Source organism: Nonomuraea turkmeniaca (genome assembly GCF_005889735.1).
Classification (GTDB): domain Bacteria; phylum Actinomycetota; class Actinomycetes; order Streptosporangiales; family Streptosporangiaceae; genus Nonomuraea; species Nonomuraea turkmeniaca.
The window spans coordinates 1-5,977 of the sequence record NZ_VCKY01000389.1 but is presented as its reverse complement, the minus strand read 5'-3'; the positions used below and the strand labels follow the sequence as shown (position 1 = coordinate 5,977).

Genomic DNA, 5,977 nt, shown 5'->3' with positions numbered 1-5,977 from the left:
GGCTTGCCGGTCTCCTTGACGATACGCAGCGCCCCAGCCCGGAACTCCGGATCAAAGCGCCGCCGCGTGACTGCTGCCACGACCAAACCCTTCCCGGTTCGGTCTCCACGCTACGAGGGGATGCACAGGAGAGACTTCGGGTGCTGGCGGCCAAGTGGCTGGCCACGCAGTCCCGTTCGTTCGACGCCGTCCGCGTGGACGTGATCGCCTTGGAGCGGTTCGCTGGCGACTTCGCCCTTCGCCACGTACGGGGGGCGATCTAGATGGCCGTGGCCCGCACCCGCAGCGTGGCCCTCGTCGGCGTGACGGGCCGTACCGTCGAGGTCGAGGCCGACGTGGGCAACGGCCTGGCCGGCATCCACCTCATCGGCCTCCCGGACACGGCACTGAGCGAGGCCCGGGACCGGGTCAGGTCGGCGGTGGTCAACAGCACGTACCCATGGCCCGACGCCCGCATCATCGTCAGCCTCTTCCCGGCCAGCCTCCCCAAACGCGGATCCCAGTTCGACCTGGCCATTGCGGTGGCGATCCTGGGCGCGGCCGGGGTCATTCCGGCCGAGCGCGTGGCGGAGCCGTTCTTCCTGGGGGAGCTCGGCCTCGACGGCCGCATCAGGCCGGTACGCGGGGTGCTGCCCTCCGTCCTCGGCGCGGCGAAGGGCGGAGACGCCACGGTCATCGTTCCGTCCGCCAACTCCGCCGAGGCGGCCCTGGTCCCCGACGTGAAGGTGGTGCCAGTAGCGAGCCTGCGCCAGCTGGTGGAGTGGCTCCGCCAGGGAGACGAGGCGCCCGAATCTCAGGCCGAGGAGTACGTCGAGCCACCCTCCACCACCACGGACCCCGCGATCGATCTGGCGGACGTCGTGGGTCAGCCGGTCGCCCGTCGCGCCCTGGAAGTGTGCGCGGCAGGCGGCCACAACCTCTGGATGCTGGGCCCGCCCGGCACCGGCAAGACCATGCTGGCGGAGCGCCTTCCCACCCTTCTGCCCGACCTGGAGCTCGACCATGCCCTGGAGGTGACGGCGATCCATTCGGTCGCCGGCGTTCTGCCGCCCAACGCCCCCATGATGTGCAGGCCGCCGTTCGTCAACCCGCACCACACGGCTACCGCCGCCGCGATCATCGGCGGCGGTAGCACTGTGGTGCGACCCGGGGCCGTCTCGCTCGCGCACCGCGGCGTTCTGTTCATGGACGAAGCACCCGAGTTCCCTCGACACGTGCTCGACGCGTTGCGGCAGCCGCTGGAGTCCGGTCGTGTGACCGTATCCAGGTCGGCGGGCTCGGTCACGTTCCCGGCCAGGTTCATGCTCGTCCTGGCCGCGAACCCCTGCCCATGCGCCCAAGCCGAAGACCAGGGGGAAACCTGCAAATGTTCCCCCACGGTCAGGCGCCGATACCTCGGTAGGCTCTCGGGCCCCTTGCTCGACCGCGTGGACATGAAGGTCACCGTGGTGCGCGCCTCGAGACGCGAGCTCATGGCAGACCGCCAGTTCGCCGAATCCAGCGCGACGGTGGCCGAGCGCGTCCTCGTGGCCCGCGAACGAGCCGCCAAGCGCTTGGCCGCCACCCCGTGGCGGACCAATGCCGAAATCCCCTCATCTGTACTCCACAGCGACTACCGCCCGTCCCCAAAGGCCATGAAGCCCATGACCTCCTGCCTCGACTCGGGCACCCTCACCGCCCGCGGCCTGGACCGTGCGGTCCGCGTGTCCTGGACCCTCGCCGACCTGGCTGACAAGGACTGCCCGGAGGAAGAAGAAACCACCGCCGCCCTGCACTTCTGGCTAGGGGTGACGTCGTAATGCCCGCCACGACCTCCTCAACCCCCGCTCCAGCGACCCAAGACCAGGAAGGCGCCATGCCCGCACCCAAGACTGCGCACTCGGAACGGCACGCACAACGACCCACACCCACACCGGCACCCGTCCCTGAGCCGGCCCCTGTCCCTGGGCTCGCGCCGACTCCCGTCCCTGGATCGGCCCCAGCCCCTGAGCCGACCTCCGTTCCTGGGTCGGCCCGGGTCCCTGCGCTGGCGCGGACTCCCGTTTCTGGGTCGGTCCCCGTCCCTGAGACGACCTCTGTCCCTGGGTCGGCCCCGGTCCCTGCGGTCGCGCCAACCTCCGCTTCTGCGTCTACGCCCGCCCCTGAGGCTACGCGGGCGCATACATCCACACCTGCACCCATGCCGTCACTGTCACCGCCTGCCCCTGCGTCGGTACCTGTCGCCAGGCCCACACCGGCACCGGCGGTGGCGCCGAAATCGGCACCGGCGGTCTCGCCGACACCGGCACCAGGGCCGACACCCACCTCCGCATCGGGACCTGCATCCGCATCCGCATCCTCATCCGCGCCTAGCTCGGCGCACATGGTCACTCCGGGAGCTATGCCTGGACCTGGACATGCGTCCGCGCCTGCGCCTGGACCCGTGCCCGTGTCCTCACCTGGACCGGTGCTTGCGTCTGGAGGCGTACCGTCACCCACACCGCCACAGGGACCCACACCGCCACAGACAGCCACAAGGCCGCCGACAGCCACATCGGCATCGGATACGGCAGCCGCACCATCACTGTCGCTGTCTGGCCAACCATCACAGGGGGCGATGGCTCCGCCCCGGCAGCCATCTCCGACGACGTCGATGATCAGCATTGCGCAGGAAGCAACCGATCGCGAAACCGATGATCGCAAGGCAGTTGACGGCGGGGTCTCTGCGCATTCAGCGGCAGCCGACTATGAGGCCAGGGCCGCGCTCATGCGGGCGGCGGACGTCGGGGACACGGTCATGGGTCGCCTCGTGGCGCGGTACGGAGCCACAGCTGTGGTGGAAGCGATCCGGGCACGGGCGCTGCCGGTGGAATTCGTGGCCCAGGAAGAGCGTCCCGGTGCCCTGACCGCGCGTCTGAACGCCTGGTACGCCCGGCTGGCGGCCGCCAACCCGATCGCCGATCTCGAAGCGGGGGAGAGATCAGGCGCCCGCCTGATCGTCCCCGGCGGCCCGGAATGGCCCACCCAACTGGACCAACTCGGCCCCAGCCGGCCCCTTGGGCTATGGCTGCGCGGCACGGCGGACCTCCGCTTCTCCTGCCTCAAGTCCGTGGCTGTGGTGGGCGCCCGATCAGCGACCGCGTACGGCGTGCACATTGCGGCCGAGTTCGGCGTCGGCCTCAGTGAGTCGGGCTGGACCGTCGTATCGGGCGGCGCCTTCGGGGTGGACGGCGCGGCCCATCGAGGAGCGCTGGTCGCAGACTCGCCGACGGTCGTCGTCCTGGCCTGCGGCGTGGACGTTTGTTACCCGACCAGCCACGACACCCTGTTCGCGGCCGTCAGAGACCAGGGTGTGGTGGTCAGCGAATGCCCGCCAGGAGTCCATCCGACCCGGGCGCGTTTCCTCATCAGGAACCGCCTGATAGCCGCCCTGTCGAGAGGCACCGTAGTGGTCGAGGCCGCCCTGCGCAGCGGCGCGCTCAACACCGCAGCCCACACCCTGACGCTCAACCGGCACCTGGCGGCCGTGCCCGGCCCAGTCACCTCGCGCATGTCGGCCGGCTGCCACAGACTTCTCCGCGAACGCAAAGCGGTATGCGTCACCTCTCCAGAGGAGATGATCGAACTCGTCGGGGTGATAGGTGACGACCTGGCCCCGCAGACCCGTGCCCCGGCGGTCCCGAGGGACAAGCTGAACGAGTCAACGAGAAGGGTCCTGGACGCGATCCCCACCCGAGGCGGCGCCGGCCCGGCCTCCATAGCGGTCGCAGCAGGGCTGGGCCTGGACGCCACCTTGAGCGCACTGGGCGGCCTGGCCGCGGCGGGCTACATCGAGCGCTCCCCGGACGGCTGGCGTGTCCGCAAACTAGGAACCACGTATCGGAAGGCCTCGGAAGCCGCCGTCCTTGAGCCGCGAATGGCGGAGGACGCCGACCCAACCCAGGAACCGCCGTTCCCGGACGAGGACGACCTCGCACGCCACGAGGACGGTCTTCCCGCCCCTGAAGAAAGTTCCCAAGGCCGAGAGCATGACGGCTGGAAGGAGAAGGGTACGGAACTGCTCGCGTTCGAGTATCCATGAGCGTCCACTACGTGACATGAGTGGTCTGCGATTCTTGTTGTGAACCTGGCGGCGTCGCCGATGCATCCACCGGGATGTCGACGACGCGTGAATTCGGCCGTCGTTGACACGGGAGGGGATGGTCGATGCGGGTGGATTGACCGTTGGGTGCGGGAACAAGTGGGGGTCACTGGTTCGCATTTGTTCCCGCGGTGGCCGGGACGGCGGACAGACTGATGCCTGCGGCCATCGCTTCCTGTTCCTTCGTTCTCGACTGAGGCCTTCGGAGGATCATGCGGTGGCCCGCACCATTTTCGGCGCTATTCGCGAGTGGATCAGCGTGAGTCGACCGCTACGGCCGCGTGGACATAGCCCATCATCACCCGGGGTCGCGTGTGGCCTGGACGCATAGTTGTGAGCCAGGTTTCGGGGTCAGCGCGGTCGTGTTTTGGGGACAGGTCTGACTAAGGTTCGCGCGCTTCGACTGGCGTGGTGGACGCGAGCCCTGAGGTGACGTGGTGATTGCCCCGGTGGGCTGTTTGGGCCGTTGGGGTGGTTGAAGCGAGGCGGTGTTGGGGCTTGGGTGGGGATGGGACGATCGGTTTCTAAGTGGCGGCGAACGGAGGCGGGGAATGGGCAGGGACGAGGTGGTGGCGGAGTTTGGTCGCTATCTGCGGTTCGAGCGGGATGTTTCGCCGCATACCGTCCGCGCCTACCTGGCTGATGTCAATTCCCTGCTCGATCATTTGAACGGGCCCATCGAGGGTCTCGACATCGCGGTGCTCAGGAAGTGGCTGGCCGATCAGCATGGGGCGGGGAAAGCGCGGGCCACGCTGGCGCGCAGGGCGGCATGCGCTCGTACGTTCACCGCTTACTGCCATCGCCGCGGCTGGTTGCCTGCGGACCCTGGGTTGTTGCTCGGGAGCGCCAAGGCGCCTCGTTCTCTGCCCGCCGTGCTCGATCAGGAGCAGGCTCAGGCCGTTCTGGCCGAGCCTGCGACGGCGGAACCCAAGGAACTACGGGATCAGGCTCTCCTTGAGATGTTGTACGCCACCGGCGTGCGGGTGAGCGAATTGTGTGCGCTCGATGTGGATGATGTGGACCGAGATCGGCACGTCATCAGGGTGTGCGGCAAAGGGCGCAAGGAGCGCTCGGTGCCGTTCGGGTTGCCTGCTCTTCGGGCGTTGGACAAGTGGTGCATTTACGGGCGGCCGCTGTGGGTTCGGGCGGGGTCGGGACCGGCGCTTTTCCTTGGGGTGCGCGGTGGTCGCATCGATGCGGGGACCGTTCGGCGGGTGGTGCATGCGCGCTTGGCGGAGGTGGACGGGGCCCCGGACATGGGGCCGCATGGATTGCGGCACACTGCGGCGACCCATCTGCTGGAGGGCGGGGCGGATCTTCGTAGTGTTCAGGAGCTGCTCGGCCATGCGTCGTTGAACAGCACGCAGATCTATACGCATGTCTCGATCGAGCGCTTGAGGGTTGCGTACAGGCAAGCTCACCCGAGGGCGTGAGGCTCTTTCGTTTCGTCCGTGGATCGTCCGTCGTGCGTCGTGCGTCGTGCGTCGTGCGTCGTGCGTCGTGCGTGGTCGTTTGATTGCGCCTTGGGGCCGTGGCGCTGCTGCTGTTGTCCGTAGCGGGGGCTTCGCTTGTCAGGGTCAGGGTGAGGAGCGTTGGTTCTGGGCTTCTCTGGCGTGGCGGCTGTGGCGGCGGCGTTTGCGGTGTTGGCCTCTTGTCGTGCTGCGATCGCTCGTTGGGGTACGGCGGCGTCGGTGTAGCGCGATGATCAGGAAGGTCGTTCCCAGCAGGGCGCCGACTATGGCGATGGCGGGTGCCGGGTGGGCCGAGGTTGAGCTGCTCAGGCGATGGTCGTTCAGGGGGTTGGGCGGTGTTGGCGGATGTGACGACTGGCGTGCTGCCCTAAGGGCTGTGGGTGGG

General features: G+C 68.4%; 3 protein-coding genes and 1 pseudogene. All 4 read left to right on the top strand.

The genetic code is table 11. From position 1 onward, the window contains the following. Positions 1–263 (top strand): annotated as a pseudogene (locus ETD86_RS58855) (hypothetical protein); the annotation flags it as partial. After that, positions 264–1,799 carry a YifB family Mg chelatase-like AAA ATPase gene (locus ETD86_RS51955; RefSeq protein ID WP_138673997.1) on the top strand — a complete coding sequence of 512 codons (1,536 nt, stop codon included), beginning with the start codon at positions 264–266 and terminating at the stop codon, positions 1,797–1,799. It abuts the pseudogene before it with no gap. A 1,013-nt stretch (positions 1,800–2,812) separates the two neighbouring features. Then, positions 2,813–4,060, top strand: a complete 1,248-nt coding sequence (gene dprA, locus ETD86_RS51950; protein WP_342779366.1) for a DNA-processing protein DprA — start codon at positions 2,813–2,815, stop codon at positions 4,058–4,060. 611 nt (positions 4,061–4,671) lie between these two features. Then, complete coding sequence (locus ETD86_RS51945) at positions 4,672–5,553, top strand: tyrosine recombinase XerC (RefSeq protein WP_138673995.1); 882 nt, start codon at positions 4,672–4,674, stop codon at positions 5,551–5,553. Positions 5,554–5,977: the final 424 nt, after the last annotated feature.